This window comes from Oleiphilus sp. HI0043 (assembly GCF_001634935.1).
Window position 1 is genome coordinate 1 of record NZ_LWEY01001778.1, and the last position, 16731, is coordinate 16731.

Consider the following 16731-nt stretch of genomic DNA (forward strand, 5'->3'; position numbering starts at 1 on the left):
ATATTCCTGTGCTTACTGTTAATAGTGACAGTACGGTGGATAAAGCGATAATCGTTGCGGCCAATTCGGCGTTGCCTCGCATGGCCTTAGCCATTACGAAACTCGCTGTAGCTGTGGGGCTTGCGAACATAAGAAACAAAGTACCCAATGCTAAATCTTTAAAACCCATCACTAAGGCGGCAAGGGTGAACAGCAATGGCAATCCAACAAGCTTCAGTAAAGTTGCTTTTAATGCAAGATGATTGCTATCTTTTAATTCATTTAACTTGATCGAACCGCCTACGCAAATCAATGCTAGAGGCAAAGTCATGTTTGCAAAGTACTCGCCGCTTTTCATAATGATGGCTGGTGGCTCTAACTGCAGGAGGTTAAGCACAAGTGCTGTAACAATGGCGATGATCAGCGGGTTTTTCGCCATGTCTTTTGCCATCGATAGCCAATCAAAACGTTTATCTGAATGGAACGGTAATGTCAGCGCAAAGACAGACAGGACATTATAAAGCAGTGTTAAAAAAGCCAGTAGAATAGAGCCGACAGCTAAACCTTCATCGCCATACATGTTCATGCAAAGTGCTAGGCCAACGATACCCATATTTCCACGAAAGGCTCCTTGTACAAAAACGCCTCTATTTTCTGGTAGAAGTTTCATCGTGCCGCTTAGCCGCCAGCAGGCTAGGAATCCAGCTACAGTTACAAGCAAAGCAAACATAACTTGCCTAGTATCAAAAACGGCTGATAGGTCAGATTCCAGTACTTTGATAAATAACAGAGCGGGTAATGCGATGGTGAAAACGAGTTTTGAGCCGGAATTGATGAAACTTTCAGTTAACCAGCTTGTTCGTCGAAGGAACCACCCTAGAAATACAATGATAAAAATGGGTAAGGTAATATTTGAGGTGTACAATAGTAAATCAAGAAAAGATGACAATGGAGTCTCTCAAAAAGCGTAATTTGTAGCTAAGTATATGCGATTTATCAGTTGAGTTCCGAAAAGTGCTTTAAGCAAAGCTAGTTTCGATACAAATTTAGCTTTTATGTCTCCTCAGCGTTTTCCCTAGGCTTGTGTGGCTGTCTTTTCGAGCGGTAAAGTTTGGCATGAAGCTCCTGAATTAATCGCAAACCGAATATGTAGTTTATTGATCAATTGCGTCTTCTGATGTTGTCTAGGTATTTGTTACTAATCCTTTCGTCTCCCACCTTTTGGTGATGGTATTTATTCCGCTGGGGTTAATTGGTGTTTTTCCAAGTCATTGGCTGCTCAGGCAAAGCTTTTCTGCAGCTACAATGATAGATGTAATTGCTCTGGCAGGCGTAGCTGTAAGGAATTCTTTGCTTATTGTTGATTTTATAACAGTGCGTGTTGAGCATGGCAGTAGCGTCGAAGACGCTGTAAGCGAAGTTTGTGTGCTAATAAAATTTAGCTTCACCGGGGGGGCGTGTTTTAAAGCGCTTGTGTAGCCATAAATACTGACTAGGATGCCTTCGGATCGACTCTTCTAAGAGCTTATTCCATGCTCTGGCATCGGCTTCATTGTCTTCACCAAAGTTTTCAAGGATGGGAGAAAAGTAGATTTCATAGCGGCCATTAGGGAGGCGGTATTGCGAGACATGGATGACAGCTGCCCCAGATTCGCGAGCGATCCAGCTAGGAGTCGATATACAGGCGGCATCGATACCAAAGAATGGAGCAAAAAGGTCGCACTTTTTGCCGAAATCCTGGTCAGGTGCATACCAGACTTCACCGCCTTCTTTCATAAACTGAATCATTTCTTTCAGTTGTCTTTTATGGAAGCTTTCAATATCAACATTTCTCTGGCGTCCACTTTCAATCATCCAATCAACTACCGGATTGTTGTTGGGTCGATACATATAGCCAGGTTTTTGAAGTTGTGCTGCGATAAACGGCAGGGCAATATCGAAAATACCAAAATGCCCACCTAAAAGAAATACGCCGCCACCTCGTTTCTCTGCTTCTTTTAAGTGTTCTAGGCCATAGACTTCTACCTTGCTCATATAAGGGCTAAGGTCACGCCACCAGGACTGAAGTGTTTCTATGAAGCCTTCAGACGTAGATGTGAATACATCTTTTACCAACTGTTCGCGTTCATTATCACTTAACTCTGGAAAGCAGGCATCAATATTCTGTCGGCATGCCTTAACTCTGCTTTTCATTTTATTGTGAGTGAGGTTGCCCAACTTTTTAGCAATAGAGTGCTTCCACAATAAGGGTAGGTGTGCAATGGAGAACAGTACAAACACAATGAGCCAGGTAAGCAGAAATGAGGGGTGCCAAAGCGGTCGTTGTTTTTTAGGTTTAGCCATGAGGTGTAATGCCGTATCAAAGGAACAAAATTAGCGCCGGATATTACTGGTTTTAAAGTTGTAACACTAGCGCTTATGGCTAACTAAAGAAAATAAGAGGCTATATATGCTGTGTCAACGCGTTTTATTGCGCGTAAGTGGACTCTAAATAGCGAGCAATTTCTTGAGACTCAAACATTTCTGTTCCGGTATTGGGATCAATAAGAAACGGTACTTGCACGTTTCCATGTTTTTTAAAGAAATCATCGCGCTTGGTGTTTTCTAATGGTTGATAAGCGCCAATGCTGAAGCGGAAGTTTGCCGGACCCATATCAGCTAGTTGCTGCTTGCCCAAATTGATCAGTAAGTATGGCAATTCAAGTTCGCATAGTTTTTCTCTTACTACACGAGAAAAAGGGCTGGATTCGAAGCTATATAGCGTCAATGGGAGTTTAGCCGCTTTTGCAGGGCGCGCGTGGACACCTGCATTATTACGTAAAACACTAGCCAGTTTGGATGCCGTATCATTCATTAAACTGCGGCGGAGTTGCTTAGGGACTTCCAAGCCCCTGTACTCTTTAAATAGGTAAGTAACAATTTCATCGCGGCCAGCAATATTGAGGTCAGTGTTGGGGTCGAATAACCTTGGGAGCGTCTGGCTGCCGGATTCTTGTGCAAGTTTTTTTATATCACGCCCACCGATTGGGCAGGGGGCTACCATTGCATCAAGGTTGAGTTCGGTCAGTGCTTCCCTGACAAACCGACATTCCGGGCAACCTTCTCTGTCGAATATAACCAGCTCCTGCTCAGGTTGTATTGCAACCTTGCTCGCTGACGTGCCACGCCAAACACGTAGTGTTGATGCAAGGGTAGACGTGGTGATGTCGAATAAGTTTTTCATAGCGATCCTCCATAATAAGCACGGCTGCATTGTAAGGCTTAATCGTTTGTTTGTCATAGACAAATATCGGCTGTGTCTACCCATAAATTATTATATGAGGCTGTAAGTTCAGGCTGAGTTACGGGTTTAAGGCTATAATAAGATGATTATGGTTTGTTGCTACCTGCATAGAAAGAAATCACGCGTGAGGTTGTATTATGTTCACGAGTATTACAGATCTATTTAAACTAGGTATTGGACCTTCCAGCTCTCATACTAATGGCCCTATGATTGCCGCAAAGGACTTCGTCACTAAGATAAAGGCTATAAATCCCACCTTTCTTAAAGGCAAGCGCCTTAATCTTAGGTGCCGCTTGACAGGTTCCTTAGCGTATACGGGTATTGGTCATGGTACAGATACGGCAATCCTTCTGGGTCTCAATGGCTATTCGCCGGCACAGGCCGCTAAGCTTTCATTCAACGGTAATTTAGAAAAAGCGATTGATAGTTTTCAGCAAAAAAACTTTATCGAAATTGTTCAAGGTGTGTGTGTAAACTTTGGCCCAGCGTCGGGAATAGAGTTTGATATGAAGCTCGTGTACCCGGAACATCCGAATGGTTTCAGCTTTACGCTATCAAGTGCTGGTGAGAAAGAACGGGTCATTTTGTCTGAAACGTACTTTTCCGTTGGTGGCGGTTTTATTTTAACTAAAGATGAACTTGCCGATAAGAGTAAGCGCCAAAAGGAGAAAAAAGGGAGGCGTAAAGTGCCGTTCGGCCACAGCCAGAAACATACCTATTCAAACATGAGTGAGTTGCTGTCTATCGCCGAGAAAGAAGATAAAAGCTTTGCAGTAATTCAGATGGAAAATGAATGCATGAGTAGTGCTGAGAGTGTTACTGAGGCAAATATTTGCACAGTTAAGGAGGCGATGTTTGCAAGCATAGAACGTGGTTTATCTGCTGATGGGCAACTGCCCGGAGGACTGTTATTAGAGCGGCGTGCAAACAAGTTATATTCCGATCTTAGCGCGAATCCCAGTAATGCTAGTGTCAATGATTGGCTTTGTGCATACGCAATGGCGGTCAATGAAGAGAATGCTGCGGGACAAGCAGTCGTAACCGCGCCAACAAACGGTGCGGCGGGTGTAGTCCCAGCATTGCTTTATTATCTAACCAAGCATGAAGAGATTTCAGAATCTAAGTCACGAGAGTTTCTGCTAACTGCGACAGTCATCGGCGCGATAATTAAAGATACTGGCTCTATATCGGGGGCTGAGGTCGGTTGCCAAGGGGAAATCGGTTCTGCCTCAGCGATGGCGGCAGCTGCTTGCTGTGCTGTCATGGGGGGGACTATTTGGCAAATAGAAAATGCAGCAGAGATTGCCCTAGAACACCATTTAGGTATGACTTGCGATCCGGTAAAAGGTCTTGTTCAAGTACCTTGTATAGAGCGGAACGGATTTGGTGCCATCAAAGCCTATGCGGCTGCGTCACTTGCGATGCACGGTAACGGTAGCCATTTAATTACCTTGGATAATTGTATTGCGGCGATGAAGCAAACTGGTGAGGCAATGTCAGAAGAGTTCAAGGAAACCTCTCAGGGAGGGTTAGCAGTCAGGTGGGTAGACTGTTAACATTATCTGAATAAATTAGGTATGGGAGATAAAGGATGACAGAAAGCGCAATCGTTTGGCGCAGTTGCGCAAAGGCACGCTTGAAGAAGGTCCCTTTTTTCATTAGGCCATTTGTAAAATCCCGCGTAGAAAAAGTTGCCAGGGCTCGTAATTTAACAGAGATAAATGAGGGCTTGCTAATTGAAATTAAACGAAAAGAAATGCCCGGTTAGAGTGGGAATATTCGTTTTTTCGGTGTGTTTTATCGTCTTTTCGCGGTAAACTCTGCGAGTGTTATAAAGGAACCTCAAATCTCTAATGAATCACTTGTTACTGATCGCCGTTGCTGGCGCCCTGGGCGCGCTTGCGCGTTATGGGCTCGTTTCCCTTGTAGGCTCTCGAGCATTCCCTTGGGGTACTATGACCGCGAACATTCTAGGCTCATTATTGATGGGCTTTGCCTATGTATATATCGTTGAGAAAAGTATCGTTCCTGCTGACATGAAGCCTTTCGTTATGACCGGGTTTCTTGGCGCGTTTACGACGTTCTCTACTTTTTCGCTTGAGGCCTGGCAATTGCTGGATCGTGGCGAAATATTAATTGCTGCATTTTATATTATAGGTACAACACTGATTTGCATTGTCGCGCTATTTGCCGGGGTGCTGATCTCGCGCGCTAGCCTCTAAGAATATTAAATACCAAAACATTACTAATTTAACGACTAAACATTAACGCAAGAATTTTATTTATGTTAGATCCAAAACTCGTCCGCACCGAAACCAATGAAATCGCTGAAAAGCTGGCAATAAAGAAGTATAAGTTTGATACAGACTTGTTTTCATCCCTAGAAGAGTCGCGTAAGCAAATACAGTCAAAGACTGAAGAGCTTCAAAATGAACGCAACACTCGCTCAAAATCGATTGGTAAAGCCAAAGCGGCCGGAGAAGATATTGCGCCACTAATTGCCGAAATGGATACAATTGGTGCTTCTTTAGAATCTGCAAAGGCGGAATTAAGTGAAGTGCAGGATCAGTTAAACGATTTGCTTGCAGGCATGCCTAATATACCAGACTCTGAAGTGCCTGAAGGTAATTCTGAAGATGATAACGTCGAAGTATTAAAGTGGGGTGAGCCTGGAAAATTTGATTTCGAGGTTAAAGATCACGTAGCTTTAGGTGACATCAATAAACAATTAGACTTTGAAACTGCAAGTAAATTGACCGGTTCACGTTTTGTGGTGATGCGCGGACAGTTAGCCAAGCTTCATCGTGCTTTAGCGCAGTTCATGCTTGATACGCATTCAGCTGAAAATGGTTATGAAGAAGTCTACCTTCCTTACGTTGTTAATAGTGACTCATTGTTCGGAACTGGTCAGTTACCGAAGTTTGAAGAAGATTTATTTAAATTGCATGCAGACAGAGAGTTTTACTTAATCCCGACGGCAGAGGTTCCTGCAACCAATATTGTTCGCGATGAGATTATCGACTCGGCCAAGCTGCCTATCAAACTTGTTTGCCATACACCATGTTTTAGAAGTGAGGCTGGATCCTATGGTCGTGATGTGCGCGGTATGATTCGTCAGCATCAATTCGACAAGGTTGAGATGGTTCAGATCGTTAAGCCGGAAGATTCAGCCCAAGCACTAGAGGCCTTGACGGGACATGCTGAAGGTATTTTACAAAAGCTGGGTTTGCCGTACCGAAAAGTATTGTTGTGTGGTGGTGACCTGGGCTTTTCTGCTGTGAAGACCTACGATCTTGAAGTTTGGCTGCCCGGACAGAAAGCCTATCGTGAGATTTCCTCTTGCAGTAATACAAAGGATTTTCAGGCTCGTCGTATGCAGGCTCGATACCGCTCTCCTGAAATGAAAAAACCACAACTTGTTCATACTTTAAATGGTTCTGGTCTAGCGGTCGGTCGTACGATGATTGCGGTGATGGAGAACTATCAGCAAGAAGATGGTTCGATTAAAGTTCCTGAAGTGCTTGTTCCTTATATGGGCGGACTTGAAGTCATTGCTTAGTTTATCAACGGTCTGTAACTGAGGAGTCACGATGGATTTTTTACCACTTTTTTTTAGTTTAAAAGGTAGTCGTGTCCTTGTGGTCGGAGACTCCGCAGCTGCTGCACGTAAAATAGAAGTATTACTTAAAACCAAGTGCAAAGTACGCTTGGCTACAGACACTCTGACCGATCAAGGCTTAAAAGCATTGGTCGAAACTAATGACATAGAGCGTGTTTCGCTGACTGCAGAGAGCCCTAATAATGATTTGGTCTGGGGGCGTATCAGCTTAGCTGTCGCAGCGTCTGAAGATAAGGTTGTTAATGAAGCTATAGCAAAGACTGCTAAGCAGAGAAATATCCCGATTAACGTCGTTAATCGAGTAGATATTAGTGATTTCGTATTTCCTTCTATTATTGACCGCTCACCTGTTATTGCCGCGGTATCTAGTAGTGGTGAATTGCCTATTTTAACGCGTTTGGTTCGTAGTCGTTTAGAGGCAAACCTTCCACATGCTTTTGGCCGTATGGCGATGATCGCTAAAAAGTACCGGCAGCAGGTACGTGAGGGTGTTGATGGTATTAATGCGAGAAGGCGCTTTTGGGAAAAACACTTGGAAGGTAAGTTCTCTGAGTTGGTTTTTTCAGGAAAGGAAGAAGACGCTGTTGACCTATTAGAGTCTGCCATTGAAGATCTTTCTTCTACTGCGCCAAGTAATGACGGTGAGGTTTACTTGGTCGGCGCAGGGCCCGGAGATCCCGACTTATTAACGTTCAAGGCTTTGCGCTTGATTCGCCAGGCAGATATCGTTTTGTACGATCGTTTGGTATCTGAACCAATATTAGAGCTTGTCAGGCATGATGCGGAGCGTATTAATGTTGGAAAGGAGCGTTCAAATCACCTTGTCCCACAAGAGTCGATTAACGAATTGCTTGTTAAGTACGCAAAGCAGGGTAAGAGAGTACTGCGTTTGAAAGGCGGCGACCCATTTATATTTGGTCGTGGTGGCGAAGAAATAGAAACGCTGGCAGAAGAGGGAGTGAGTTTCCAGGTTGTGCCAGGAATTACTGCTGCATCGGGCTGTTCCGCTTATTCAGGCATACCTTTAACTCATCGCGACTATTCTCAATCGGTACGTTTTGTTACTGGCCACTTAAAGAACGATACTTGTGATCTTCCCTGGCATGAATTAGTTCAGGAGAATCAGACCCTGGTTTTTTATATGGGCTTAACGGGGCTTGCAACCATCTGTTCATCTCTGATTGAGAATGGGATGCGTACTGATAAGCCTATAGCTCTGGTTTCCAAAGGGACAACAAGGCATCAAAAGGTTTATGAAGGAACGCTGTCAACTATTGTGGATATTATCAAGAACCAAAAGGTTGCCGCTCCGACTTTAATTATTATTGGCGATGTTGTTAGCTTGCGCGATAAGCTGAAATGGTTGGAGTGACCATTTGTGCTTATCAATAAAAAAGCCGCTCAGATTGAGCGGCTTTTTTATTACTTTAAATCGTTTGAACTGTTTATCGCTTAGGTAGCACGTCTTTTAGTTTCTCGTGCATTTCCAGTAACGATTTTTCAGTTGTCTCCCAGTCGATACAAGCATCGGTAACTGATACGCCGTACTCAAGCTGAGATAAATCTTCAGGAATCGATTGGTTACCAAACTTAAGATTGCTCTCAACCATAATGCCAACGATAGATTTGTTGCCGTCGATGATCTGATTGCAAACGTCCTGCATAACCAGTGGCTGCAGGTTAGCATCTTTGTTTGAGTTTGCGTGGCTGCAATCAATCATTATGTTCTTACTAAGTTTTGCTTTCTCAAGTTCCTGCTCGCATAGTGCAACGTTAACTGAGTCATAATTAGGTTTACCGCCACCACCACGCAAGACAACGTGAGAATATGGGTTGCCTTTAGTGCGAACTACCGATACTTGTCCTTCGCGATTAATCCCTAAAAAGCTATGAGGGTGTGATGCAGATTTAAGTGCATTCATCGCAACGCCAAGGCCGCCGTCTGTGCCATTCTTAAAGCCGATTGCAACTGACAAACCGCTACTCATTTCGCGGTGTGTTTGGGACTCTGTGGTACGCGCACCAATAGCAGACCAGGAAATTGTATCTTGCAAGTATTGTGGTGAGATTGGATCAAGTGCTTCGGTAGCGGTAGGTAGGCCCATATCGCAAATGTCTATTAGTAGTTGGCGGCCAATATGCAGGCCTTCTTCAACTTCAAATGAATCATTTAGGTGAGGGTCATTGATAAGACCTTTCCATCCAACAGTTGTTCGAGGTTTTTCAAAATAGACACGCATCACGATGTACAGGGAGTCAGATACTTTGTCGGACAAAGCTTTCAGCTTTTTTGCGTATTCCTTAGCAGCATCAACGTCATGAATTGAGCAAGGGCCAATGACGACAAAAATTCGATGATCCTTTCGGTCAAGAATATCGTTAATTGTCTGACGCCCATTTGTCACAGATTCGATTGCTTTTTCTGTAAGTGGAATCTCTTTCTTTAACTGCTCGGGTGTGATTAACACTTCGTGAGAAGCGATATTTACGTTATCTAATTTGTTGCTCATTTTCTCTCAACTTATCCCAAAAACTATTAGGCTGCTTGATTCGTGAATTCTAGTGCAAGAATAAACCTGCTATCCAAGGTTGTTTTTCTAACGATAGACGGAACTGTAAAAATTAAAAGTAATGTTGCTGGATACAGGGATGGATTGCAATGATGTAGAGCAACTAAAAATGTATTTTTTTACAGCGTATTGAATATAGATAACTATAATGAAGCGTATGGAAAAAATTAATGCAGTAATTTCTTCGTGAGCCGCCTTAGTAATGACTTGAGTTTTGTGAGGGCTTTGTGTCAAAAGCTACGTGTGCCTGAGCTTAAGTATCTACAGGATTTTGGCACTAGTACCGACAAAACTCTAGATTTAGAGGGTGTTCGACAGCACTTTGTCTTAGAAGTAGGTCAGTACGAAGTGAGCTTGTTAGATCATCTAAAGAAGCATTATGAAGGCGCACAGAAAAGTGGCGTTAATAATATTGCTTTTATCTTGGACCGTTGCTTCGACGTTTGGCTCCGCAAGAATTGCTTCCCCCATGAAATTGCGAACATTTTATCTGTCTGGCGCTTTTCATTATTTACGATCATTTTTCTAGAGCAAAAAAAAGTTTTTCAGCAAGAAGGGGTTGACCAAAAGAAAATACTTGCTTCTGTCATTGGCTTGCTTGAACTGATAGCTACAGACTGTATTGGCTGGAGCGCCGTCCCCGAGCGTTCCAAGCACTTACTTCTTGAACAATTGAATGACGTCAGCACTCAAGTAATAGCAAATCTCCATTCAAACCTGGAGCTGATTGAGGATGCTGAACTTAAGTGGAAAGACTTCCAAGATAAGCAACGCTCAAAGTTTACAAAGGTTACTCAGCGTCTAATCGAGTCAGAGTCTCAATTATGCTGGAAACGTTTCAGCTTTTGGTGTGCACAAAGCTACATTGATTCGGTTTTTGCACGTAAAAAACTTCCCGAGAGTTTACAGTGCTTTCTGGATTCTTATTGGCTTAACAGTGTGGCTGTACATTTGGTATGCGAAGACGGTCTTCATGTGCGTCTGGATGCCGAAATCGACAAATTGACCCAGTCTTTGATGAAGGCCTTTTGCCAGCAGGGCAAGGCTTTATTTCAGTTAGCTGATAGCTTGGTTGACGATCTCAAGAAGGTTCTTGATAGATCGAATATTGCTTACGACGAAAGCATATTCAATGCCTTAGAAGAAAGTATGGTTTCATTGCTTAAACAAGAGTTCTGCGATTCTTTTGTTCCCTATACTTCAGTACCGACTGATATAACACTTAATGAACAATTTAGTCATTTCGATATCTCAAGAATATTATATAAAGATGAGGTTGGTGATAGCTCCGTACCTCAAAATGATTCGGTAGAAAAACTCAATCTTGAAGAAAGTGACTGGTTTGTAATGGGTACAGACCAAGCTAGTTCACCTTCAATGATATTATTGAACCGCTTTGACTATGCTGGCTTGTTTTTGTTTGGTAATTATTTGGGGATGAAAACGGGCATATATACCCGTCAGGAGTTAGACCACTTGCTCAATCAAGGTGAGATTAAACCTTACAAGCAAGGGGAGTCATTCTCTGTTGTGTTTAATGCTTGTGTTAAGGGGCTGATGCGAGTAGCTGATTCACAGCAGAAAGCCAGAATCGCTGCCGCCGAGAAAGCGAAAGAAGAAGCAGAGAGACTGCTCGAAGAAAAACGACTTGCCGAAGAAGAGGCAGAAAAGAGAGCGCAGGAAATTGCCGAACGTACTAAAGAACTACTTAAAAGGCGCGAAGATAAGAAAAAAGCCCAACTTGAAGTATCAGCACTAGCGAAAGTACAGAAATTGACTATAGGTGCTTGGGTCTCACTTACGATTGGTGACCAAGCGGAGCGCTATAAGCTAGTAGTGAAGATTGCTGCGAGTAGTAAATTCATTTTTGTTGATAAGCTCGGGATTAAGAAAAAGGAATATAAAGAAGTTGACCTTGTGGACCTTGTTGTGACAAACAAAATGGAATTTTTGAGCGACGGAGCAGAATTTGAAGACAGCTTGCAAAGGGTTGTAAGCCGATTGCGTATGGCAAAATAAAAATGGTTACTAGCATGAATGATGAAGACTTAAAAAAGTACTTTGATATTGATGAGAAGCGAGTAGAAGCGCGTTTGAACGTTGATGCAGATATTTATATTGAAACAGTGTCACGTGAACCTGGGGATGATAGACCTGCTCACGTTGTACAATGTGAATGTGTTGATTTGTCCGCGAATGGCCTTCAAGCCTATGTCGATGAACCTCTAACGCAAGGCGCTATTCACAGTCTTATAATTGATCTGCCAGAACAAAATAAAAACTTCAGGTTAACCGCAGAAGTGAGATGGGTAAAACCATATAAGTCTGATTATCTAACCGGCTTACTACTTTACGATTCCGATGGGACTGAAATAGTAGATTGGAAGTTTCTGATGTCAAAATACCTTAACTAATACGTAAGGCTTTTGAACTACTCCGCGTCTTCCATTTCTTCAAGCTCTGTGCCAAACAGTGAGTCTTTGTCAAATTCGTTCAAGTGGTCTTCGATTGATAGGCCATTGCCTACACCGTTATTAAGGCTTGGTACAGGTTCTTCGTTAATGAATGCCGCAGCATCAGCAGCCGTTAGTTCTTTACCTTCTTCCATTAGCGCGTGGCCGTAGTTTGGATAGGTGACCAAGGTTGAGTTAGGCAGCGCCTTATGCCAGCGTTGCGCATGGCTAGGGTCTCCCCACTTATCGGACTGACCCCACATGATAAGCGAAGGAACTTCAATTTCGCTGAGATCGAGCAGCATGCCATGCTCCATTAAAGCACGGACAAGTTTCAGCTGTTTGATGTTGGTCGCGTGGGTACCTTCAGTTTGGGCAAGGTGCAGATACCTCTCGGTTACGGCGCGCGATGGTTTTTCCAGACCATAAAAGTCTTGAACAATTTCAGTGATAACGCCTGAGGGTTGTATGTATTTGCTGAATATATCCATGCCAGACGTTGTGGCATAGTTAAGTATCCATGGTAACTCTTGTTGGAATCCTTTAGGGCTAATTAGTACAAGCTTATCCAATTTTTCGGGGTGCTGCAGACCCGCGTACTGTGCGGCCAAATAACCGGAGTAGGAACTGCCAATAAGCGAAAATTTATTTATGCCAAGATCTTCAATAAAGTATTCAAGTGTGTGGACAATGTAATCGCTCGATAAATTTTCGGCGCAAGTGTCTGTACTATCAGAAACACAGTGTGGTGCGCCAGTAAGCCCTGATCCTGGCAGGTCTATTGCGATCAATCTAAAGTCATTACTCAGAATGTCGATCCAATCCTCCCAAGCATGAAGTGAGGAAAGTTCGCTGTGAAGTAGAAGTATTACAGGGCCTTCGCCTACGTCGCGATAATGGATTTTTGTATTAAAGTCGTTTTCGATCCACTGGGAGTCACTATAACTATACTTGCTCGTAATGTACCAGTCAGGTAGCTCGGAAAAGCCAAGAAAATTAGACAAGGAGGTCGAAGATTGAGACGCCTGCTTGATGTTTGCGCAGCCGCCTAGACTTAGGGCGAAGGTAAATGTCAATAGGACAAAAGCAAGCCTAATGCGGTAAAAAAGACGTTCCACTATACGTATCCATCACAAAAATTAAACGTCGCACAAAGATGTACAAGGCATGTACAAAAGCACTTCTCAAGGACTGCATAGACTACCAGTATGTGCTTACCGTTTTCAGTGACGTAGTCCTTAAAATAGCAGTTATCTAAGCGGTTTAGCTTTCTTCTAGTGAACGCATGCCGCTAGTATTAAAGCCACCATCAACAAATAATACTTCTCCGCTAATTCCGCTAGCTAGATCTGAGCATAAAAAAGCAGCAGCATTGCCAACTTCGTCAATAGTCACGTTACGTCTAAGTGGTGTTTGCTGTTCATTTTCAGATAGCATTTTTCGGAAGTTCTTAATGCCGGATGCAGCCAATGTACGAATGGGGCCAGCTGATATGGCGTTAACACGCGTTCCTTCAGGCCCAAGGCTACCGGCCATATAACGAACGTTTGCTTCAAGACTGGCCTTTGCCAAGCCCATTACGTTGTAGTTTGGCAAGGTTCTTTCTGAGCCTAAGTAGGTTAGGGTTAGTAATGACCCATTTCGCCCTTTCATTAACTCACGGCTTGCTTTCGCCAAAGCAACAAAGCTATAAGAGCTAATATCATGAGCGATTTGAAAACCTTCACGGGTGGTTACATCAACATAATCACCGTTTAGTTCGTGGGCGGGAGCGTAGCCTACGGAATGCACGATTATATCAATGCCATCCCACACCTTAGCAATCTCTTCGAAGACCTGAGAAATTTGCTCGTCGTCGGCAACATCGCAGGGTAGAATTAGCTTTGATCCCCATGCTTCACCAAACCCTTCAACTCGCTTTTTCAACTTCTCGTTTTGATAGGTTAACGCTATTTCTGCGCCTTCTCGGTGAAAGGCATTAGCGATACCGGTTGCAATCGATAGCTTGCTTGCAATGCCAACTATAAGAACTTTTTTACCTGCTAAGAAACCCATAATCTATTACCTGGAACCAATTGAAAGTGCTGTCTAAGCGAGAAGGTAGCTCGCAATTAATCTATGCTGATGTTAAGAATATACCACTTGCTGAGATATTTTTATGAATAAAAATAGGCCGCATCTAATAAGTTTTTTGTATAGTCATGTTGAGGTGCGTCAAAAAGAGTTTCACAGTCGTTTTCTTCGATAACGTCTCCATGGCGCATAACTAATACTCTGTGACTTAATGCTCGTACGACTGCGAGGTCGTGACTAATGAATAAGTAGGCGATTTGGTACTTTTCCTGAAGGTGTCTCAGCAAATCTATCACTTGGTTTTGGACAGTACGATCTAAAGCAGATGTTGGCTCGTCGAGTATTATTAGCTTGGGCTTAAGGACGAGCGCTCGTGCAATTGCAATTCGTTGCCTTTGTCCACCGGAAAACTCGTGTGGATAACGATGGCGCATGCCCGGGTCGAGTTCGACCTCTTCGAGCACTTTAATGATTATTTGTTCTCGTTCGTCAGGAGTTCCAATGTTATGTATTTCTAAGCCCTCGTTAATGATTTGCATAATTGACATGCGAGGACTGAGGCTGCCATAGGGGTCCTGAAAGACAATTTGCATTTCTTTTCGGAAGGGGCGGAATGCTTGTTGGTCAAGATTGTGAGTGGGCTTACCTTCAAAGAATATCTCACCTTCACATTGCTGAAGTCTAAGTAAAGCGAGGCCGAGGGTGGTTTTTCCGCTGCCGCTTTCGCCGACGATACCAAGAGTTTCGCCTGCTTTTAGTTTTATTGAGATGTCTTTAGTTGCCTTTAAGAACTCAAGAGGCTTGCCCCAGAAACTTTTCTTAGTAGGAAACCATACGTTGATGTCCTTACTTTCTAAAATTGTTTTAGCGTCGTTCGGGATTTTCTTAGGTGAGCCGCTAGGGTCAGAGTTAATAAGTAGCTTCGTATACTCTTGCTTTGGAGTAGCGAAGATATCTTCGCAATATCCAGATTCGATGAGTTTTCCATGGTGCATCACTACCACTTCGTCTGCATAATGGCGTACGATGCTCAGGTCGTGGGAAATAAGAATGACGGACATTCCAAACTTTTTTTGTAACCCCCGGATTAACTCAAGTACCTGCTTTTGTACGGTTACATCCAACGCTGTTGTTGGCTCATCTGCGATGAGTATGTCTGGTTCGTTGGCTAGCGCCATAGCGATCATTACGCGCTGCTTTTGTCCGCCTGATAGTTGGTGAGGATAGGATCCCAGGCGAGACTCAGGCTCAGGAATACCAACTAGATCTAGTAATTCGATAACACGCTTACGAGCGGCTCGAGTTGAATGAGCGCTGTGTAACTGTATTGATTCGGCAATTTGTTTCTCAATCGTATGTAGCGGATTAAGTGACGTCATTGGCTCCTGAAAGATCATGCCAATTTTACCGCCACGCACACTTCTTAATTCAGTCTCGCTTGCTTTTAAAAGGTCTTTGTTTTGAAAAAGGATTTCGCCACTCGGGTAAGACGTTTTATTTCTTGGATGTAAGCCGAGAATCGCCTGGGCAGTTACTGATTTTCCAGAACCGCTTTCGCCAACAATTGCGATTGTCTTTCCCGCGTGAATATCAAAACTGATACCTTTAACTGCCTCTATTTCTTGCTCTCCTTGTTGAAAGCAAACACGAAGGTCTCTGATAGATATTTGAGCATCGTTATCGTTTGTCATAAAAACTAATTACCTTGAGTGCGTGCTTATATCTTTTTTGGGTCGAATGCGTCGCGTACGGCTTCGCCAATAAATACAAGTAGAGACAGCATTAGTGCAAGAACAATAAATGCCGATGCGCCGAGCCAGGGTGCGTGTAAATTTGTTTTGCCTTGTGAAATCAGTTCACCTAGTGAGGGTGATCCTGGTGGAAGCCCAAAGCCAAGAAAGTCGAGAGAGGTCAGGGTAGTAATTGAACCCGTGAGAATGAAAGGCATGAAAGTAAGTGTCGCGACCATAGCATTAGGAAGCATGTGTCTAAACATAATTCCTCTATTGTCCAAGCCTAGTGCACGGGCTGCGCGTACGTATTCTAGGTTTCTAGCGCGCAAGAACTCTGCGCGTACAACGTCAACTAGCCCCATCCAGCTGAATAACAGCATAATACCAAGTAGCCACCAGAAGTTAGGCGTAATAATACTACTCATGATTATCAGCAGAAATAGAACGGGTAGCCCAGACCAGATTTCTATAAAACGTTGGCCATAAAGGTCGATGCGGCCGCCATAAAAGCCTTGTATAGCGCCAACTACCACACCAACAACAGAGCTAAATAATGTGAGTGCTAAACCAAAGAGTACTGATATTCTAAAACCGTAAATCAATCTTGCGACAACATCACGAGCCTGATCGTCGGTCCCAAGTAAGTTTTCACTTGAAGGAGGGCTTGGGGCGGGTACAGGAAGTTGATAGTTAATGGTGTCGTAGCTGTATTGTATAAGAGGCCATAACATCCAGCCTTCTTCATTAATCAGCTCAGAAACGTATTCGTCACGATAGTCGGCTTCGGTCTCAAAGTCTCCTCCGAATGCGGTTTCTGGGTAACTATTTAAGAATGGCGTATAAAGTTCACCCTGATAGGACACCAAAAGAGGCTTGTCATTTGCAATGATTTCGGCAAACAGTGAAGCAAAAAATAAAATCGAGAATAAGATTAAAGAGTAATATCCGCGTTTATTGGCCTTGAAGTTAGCAAGGCGTCGGCGATTCAGGGGTGACCACGAGCTAGTATTAATCAACATCA

The 16731-nt window shown here is 43.4% G+C and carries 16 protein-coding genes; 8 read left to right on the plus strand and 8 right to left on the minus strand.

Translation table 11 applies throughout. The features are described 5' to 3' along the window. On the minus strand, positions 1-928 hold a 928-nt coding region (locus A3729_RS27325; protein ID WP_082882193.1), incomplete at its 3' end, for an AEC family transporter. A gap of 272 nt (positions 929-1200) precedes the next feature. Between A3729_RS27325 and A3729_RS34720 the strand changes: the two genes are divergently transcribed. Beyond that, positions 1201-1458, plus strand: a complete 258-nt coding sequence (locus tag A3729_RS34720; protein ID WP_197469648.1) for an efflux RND transporter permease subunit — start codon at positions 1201-1203, stop codon at positions 1456-1458. On the opposite strand, the gene A3729_RS27335 is transcribed toward A3729_RS34720, so the two are convergent. Next, the gene (locus A3729_RS27335; protein WP_068515098.1) at positions 1408-2322 is read right to left on the minus strand and encodes a lysophospholipid acyltransferase family protein; all 915 of its coding nucleotides are present in this window, start codon (positions 2320-2322) and stop codon (positions 1408-1410) included. The two genes, A3729_RS34720 and A3729_RS27335, sit on opposite strands and share 51 nt — an antisense overlap. Positions 2323-2446: 124 nt before the next feature. Beyond that, positions 2447-3202, minus strand: a complete 756-nt coding sequence (locus A3729_RS27340) for a glutathione S-transferase N-terminal domain-containing protein (protein ID WP_068507339.1) — start codon at positions 3200-3202, stop codon at positions 2447-2449. A 197-nt stretch (positions 3203-3399) separates the two neighbouring features. On the opposite strand from A3729_RS27340, the gene A3729_RS27345 reads away from it, so the two are divergent. From A3729_RS27345 to cysG, 5 genes are all read left to right on the plus strand, one after another. Beyond that, positions 3400-4818 carry an L-serine ammonia-lyase gene (locus tag A3729_RS27345; protein ID WP_068515102.1) on the plus strand — a complete coding sequence of 473 codons (1419 nt, stop codon included), beginning with the start codon at positions 3400-3402 and terminating at the stop codon, positions 4816-4818. A 35-nt stretch (positions 4819-4853) separates the two neighbouring features. Then, positions 4854-5030 carry a PCP reductase family protein gene (locus tag A3729_RS34725; protein WP_082865032.1) on the plus strand — a complete coding sequence of 59 codons (177 nt, stop codon included), beginning with the start codon at positions 4854-4856 and terminating at the stop codon, positions 5028-5030. Between the two features lie 85 nt (positions 5031-5115). Further along, positions 5116-5484, plus strand: a complete 369-nt coding sequence (gene crcB, locus A3729_RS27350) for a fluoride efflux transporter CrcB (RefSeq protein ID WP_068515105.1) — start codon at positions 5116-5118, stop codon at positions 5482-5484. 62 nt (positions 5485-5546) lie between these two features. Continuing rightward, positions 5547-6821, plus strand: coding sequence for a serine--tRNA ligase (gene serS / locus A3729_RS27355; protein WP_068515108.1), 1275 nt, complete (start codon positions 5547-5549; stop codon positions 6819-6821). Positions 6822-6852: 31 nt separating this feature from the next. Beyond that, on the plus strand, positions 6853-8253 hold the full coding sequence (cysG, locus tag A3729_RS27360; protein WP_068634485.1) for a siroheme synthase CysG: 1401 nt from the start codon (positions 6853-6855) through the stop codon (positions 8251-8253). 73 nt (positions 8254-8326) lie between these two features. Here the strand turns inward: cysG and A3729_RS27365 are convergent, their stop codons facing one another. Next, positions 8327-9391, minus strand: coding sequence for a 3-deoxy-7-phosphoheptulonate synthase (locus tag A3729_RS27365; protein WP_068509085.1), 1065 nt, complete (start codon positions 9389-9391; stop codon positions 8327-8329). Between the two features lie 285 nt (positions 9392-9676). Here A3729_RS27365 and A3729_RS27370 point away from each other — a divergent pair, with 285 nt between their 5' ends. Next, complete coding sequence (locus A3729_RS27370) at positions 9677-11470, plus strand: DUF1631 family protein (RefSeq protein WP_197469649.1); 1794 nt, start codon at positions 9677-9679, stop codon at positions 11468-11470. Between the two features lie 14 nt (positions 11471-11484). After that, positions 11485-11865 carry a PilZ domain-containing protein gene (locus A3729_RS27375; protein ID WP_068509088.1) on the plus strand — a complete coding sequence of 127 codons (381 nt, stop codon included), beginning with the start codon at positions 11485-11487 and terminating at the stop codon, positions 11863-11865. A 17-nt stretch (positions 11866-11882) separates the two neighbouring features. Here A3729_RS27375 and A3729_RS27380 read toward each other — a convergent pair whose 3' ends face one another. The 4 genes from A3729_RS27380 to A3729_RS27395 form a co-directional block, all read right to left on the minus strand. Beyond that, complete coding sequence (locus A3729_RS27380) at positions 11883-13022, minus strand: alpha/beta fold hydrolase (protein WP_068509080.1); 1140 nt, start codon at positions 13020-13022, stop codon at positions 11883-11885. Positions 13023-13167: 145 nt separating this feature from the next. Further along, entirely contained in the window at positions 13168-13959 is a 792-nt protein-coding gene (locus A3729_RS27385) for an enoyl-ACP reductase (RefSeq protein ID WP_068509078.1), read from the minus strand. A 101-nt stretch (positions 13960-14060) separates the two neighbouring features. Continuing rightward, positions 14061-15668, minus strand: coding sequence for an ABC transporter ATP-binding protein (locus A3729_RS27390; protein WP_068509076.1), 1608 nt, complete (start codon positions 15666-15668; stop codon positions 14061-14063). A 26-nt stretch (positions 15669-15694) separates the two neighbouring features. Continuing rightward, on the minus strand, positions 15695-16729 hold the full coding sequence (locus A3729_RS27395) for an ABC transporter permease (RefSeq protein WP_068509074.1): 1035 nt from the start codon (positions 16727-16729) through the stop codon (positions 15695-15697). Positions 16730-16731 lie beyond the last annotated feature (2 nt).

Excerpts from the sequence above, each read along its gene's own strand:
- A3729_RS34725 (WP_082865032.1), top strand. The coding sequence starts at position 4,854 with ATGACAGAAAGCGCAATCGTTTGGCGCAGTTGCGCAAAGGCACGCTTG.
- A3729_RS27375 (WP_068509088.1), top strand. The coding sequence starts at position 11,485 with ATGAATGATGAAGACTTAAAAAAGTACTTTGATATTGATGAGAAGCGA.
- A3729_RS27385 (WP_068509078.1), bottom strand. The coding sequence starts at position 13,959 with ATGGGTTTCTTAGCAGGTAAAAAAGTTCTTATAGTTGGCATTGCAAGC.
- cysG (WP_068634485.1), top strand. The coding sequence starts at position 6,853 with ATGGATTTTTTACCACTTTTTTTTAGTTTAAAAGGTAGTCGTGTCCTT.
- A3729_RS27390 (WP_068509076.1), bottom strand. The coding sequence starts at position 15,668 with ATGACAAACGATAACGATGCTCAAATATCTATCAGAGACCTTCGTGTT.
- crcB (WP_068515105.1), top strand. The coding sequence starts at position 5,116 with ATGAATCACTTGTTACTGATCGCCGTTGCTGGCGCCCTGGGCGCGCTT.
- A3729_RS27345 (WP_068515102.1), top strand. The coding sequence starts at position 3,400 with ATGTTCACGAGTATTACAGATCTATTTAAACTAGGTATTGGACCTTCC.
- A3729_RS27335 (WP_068515098.1), bottom strand. The coding sequence starts at position 2,322 with ATGGCTAAACCTAAAAAACAACGACCGCTTTGGCACCCCTCATTTCTG.
- A3729_RS27340 (WP_068507339.1), bottom strand. The coding sequence starts at position 3,202 with ATGAAAAACTTATTCGACATCACCACGTCTACCCTTGCATCAACACTA.
- A3729_RS27395 (WP_068509074.1), bottom strand. The coding sequence starts at position 16,729 with ATGTTGATTAATACTAGCTCGTGGTCACCCCTGAATCGCCGACGCCTT.
- A3729_RS27365 (WP_068509085.1), bottom strand. The coding sequence starts at position 9,391 with ATGAGCAACAAATTAGATAACGTAAATATCGCTTCTCACGAAGTGTTA.
- serS (WP_068515108.1), top strand. The coding sequence starts at position 5,547 with ATGTTAGATCCAAAACTCGTCCGCACCGAAACCAATGAAATCGCTGAA.